Origin of the sequence: Bradyrhizobium sp. 139, from assembly GCF_023074175.1 — a bacterium.
GTDB lineage: Bacteria > Pseudomonadota > Alphaproteobacteria > Rhizobiales > Xanthobacteraceae > Bradyrhizobium.
Window position 1 is genome coordinate 1 of sequence record NZ_JADPKS010000021.1, and the last position, 2,098, is coordinate 2,098.

The 2,098-nt window shown below is 57.7% G+C and carries 2 protein-coding genes; one reads left to right on the forward strand and one right to left on the reverse strand.

The genetic code is table 11. The annotated features are described in order from the left end of the window. Nucleotides 1-261 (reverse strand): hypothetical protein (locus tag IVA80_RS04955; protein WP_247426112.1); only part of this gene is annotated, 261 nt, incomplete at its 3' end. A 665-nt stretch (nucleotides 262-926) separates the two neighbouring features. Here IVA80_RS04955 and IVA80_RS04960 point away from each other — a divergent pair. Then, nucleotides 927-1,706, forward strand: coding sequence for a Crp/Fnr family transcriptional regulator (locus IVA80_RS04960; protein WP_247426114.1), 780 nt, complete (start codon nucleotides 927-929; stop codon nucleotides 1,704-1,706). Nucleotides 1,707-2,098 lie beyond the last annotated feature (392 nt).

Sequence of the window (2,098 nt, forward strand, 5' to 3'; positions counted from 1 at the left end):
TCCTGCCATGATGTCGCTCCTCATTGCGCCAATCGCAAACGAGGAATCCGCCAACACCCAATCAGTTCCGACGCAGATTTCTTGGAATCGATCGTCTAGTTTACGCGCAGCTTGGCCGCTCTGCGTGAGCGCCTCAATTGCCTTGAGCCATTCAACATTTTTCTCCAGTTTCGTGAATCGTCCGTTCGCGTAGTACGCCAGCACGATCAGCGTCCCTACAGTCGCGAGAAAGTACTCCCAGTTGATGTTGATAGTAAGCATTTCGCGCAACCTTAAGCCTTTGCAGAACGTGTTCTAGGCGTGAGAAGTTGCCAGATGGGATGAGCGTCAGGCTTAGCGAAAACGCAAGTTGGCCGCTTTTGCACGACGAGTAGACCGACACCTCGTGTCGGCTACATAGTCCATACCGACTTCAACTGCCCAGGCATGGACCGGGACGCAAGCCGACGTCGCCACGTGGGCATTCGCAAGTCGACCACTAGGCAATGAGCGGTCTGGAGATCGCAAGGGCCGGCCCCTGACCGGAAGCTCGTCAAGAATGCCGGGCAATTCCCGTGAGTCCAAACACGGGCACGTCGGAATCACCCTTCACTATTCCTGTCGCAGGAACTTTCGTTTTATTTTCGTTCGAGGCCACATCTTCGCTCGCAAGCGAAGACATTGCGGGGGCGCGCTAGTTTGCGCCACGAAAGTTCGAAGTTTGCCGGGCAGAACAAGCCGCTGCCCATACGATGTTACCCATGCGCATTTCGCAATTGTCTTGTCCAATGCATTTGCATCTAAGCTAAGGGCGCGGTGAGCAGAACAGTCGACTGGCGCTTACTGACAGAAGGAGTTTGGTTGTTGAGAACGAAGCCGTATGCAGGCCCCTTGAATCACGTTATACGAACACAAGCCGGACTTGAGCGTCGTAAGGGGCATCTGCTGTGACGCGTGCTGGCGGGATCGGCAACCGCCTTCTGGCAGCACTGCCGTCAGAGGATTTTGCTCTGCTCACACCGGATCTGGAGAGGGTCGCACTCGATCAGGATGCGCTGCTGTCGCGAGTGGGGGACCAGGTCGAGCATGTCGTCTTCCCTCATAGCGGCGTCATCTCTCTCATGATCGACATGGCGGATGGGCAGACCGTTGCTAGTGCTGTAATCGGATGCGAGGGCGCTCTAGGCACACTTTCCGTGCTGGGCTCGTCACCCTCCGCCATCACGGCCATCGTTCGCGCGACAGGCACCGCCTCGCGGATTCCCGTCTCGCGGTTTCACGCCGCTTTTAGCCGCAGCCCCACAATCCGGCGTGCGGTCCAGAGCCACATCAGCGCGATGCTGCTGCAGCTTCAGCTTGGCGGAGCCTGCAACGCACTGCACCCGGTGCAGGCCCGGATGGCACGCTGGCTGCTAAATTTTCGCGACCGTATCGACACCGATAACCTGCCGCTGACTCACGAAACGCTATCGGAGATACTCGGCGTACGACGAACAACGGTGACGCTCCTAATGCGCAATCTGCGTGCGTCCGGAGCGATCCGATCGGATCGGCGAGGCCAAATCGTTGTCGACCAATTTCGGCTCGCAGCGGCGGCGTGCGAATGCCACGGTACGATACGTCGTGAAGTCGACAAGATTTTTTCAACCATTGCGGCCCCATTAGGCGCTCTGGTCTTGTCAGATCATAGAGCCGGCGGTAGCGGTGAATCGGGCGACGCTATGTGAGCATACCGCGAATTGCGGGCGCTCATCGTCATCCCCATCCTAGGCCTGGCCCGTAGGATAAGACGGAGTGGATGTTGCCTCGTGTAGGGCGACGATCTGTGCCGCCCGACCCGGCCGTCACAGTTCACTGACCATAGAAACGCGCCGCGTGGCCTTCAGAGCGGTCCGGACGAACGCGTGTTCGTCTTTCGCTTAAGTGGGGCCTGCACACTGGATGTAAGTGCCTCAAATGCCTTCTTAAGCCATTCAACATTTGTCCCAGTTTCGTAAATCGCCCATCGGGAGTCGATGTTGTGAGCTGGTCCCGGTTGTCTGAACAGATTTTCCGCGTTGATAAGTGGAGCCTCTGCCGGGGTTAGGCTGCCAAGCGGATTGGCAGCGGGGTGAAGTAG